This window comes from Thermobrachium celere DSM 8682 (assembly GCF_000430995.1).
GTDB lineage: Bacteria > Bacillota > Clostridia > Clostridiales > Caloramatoraceae > Thermobrachium > Thermobrachium celere.
The window spans coordinates 1-259 of record NZ_HF952020.1 but is presented as its reverse complement, the minus strand read 5'-3'; the positions used below and the strand labels follow the sequence as shown (position 1 = coordinate 259).

Sequence of the window (259 nt, the reverse complement as noted above, 5' to 3'; positions counted from 1 at the left end):
ATAACGCATTAAGCGCAGGGATAGCTGTAGGAATAATGACCATACCTCTTGTATCATCAATGAGTGAAGATGCAATGATGGCAGTACCAGATTCTTTAAGGAATGGAGCATATGCACTTGGTGCAACAAAGCTTGAGGTAACAAAGGATGTTGTAATTCCAACTGCTATGTCAAGTATAGTTGCTTCTTTTATTCTTGCAATATCAAGAGCAATTGGGGAGACAATGATAGTTGCGATGGCAGCAGGTTCAACACCTAA

1 protein-coding gene is annotated in these 259 nt (G+C 40.2%); it reads left to right on the top strand.

What is annotated here, in order from left to right; all coding sequences use genetic code 11:
• Positions 1-259 (top strand): PstC family ABC transporter permease (locus TCEL_RS10410; protein ID WP_040684035.1); only part of this gene is annotated, 259 nt, incomplete at both ends.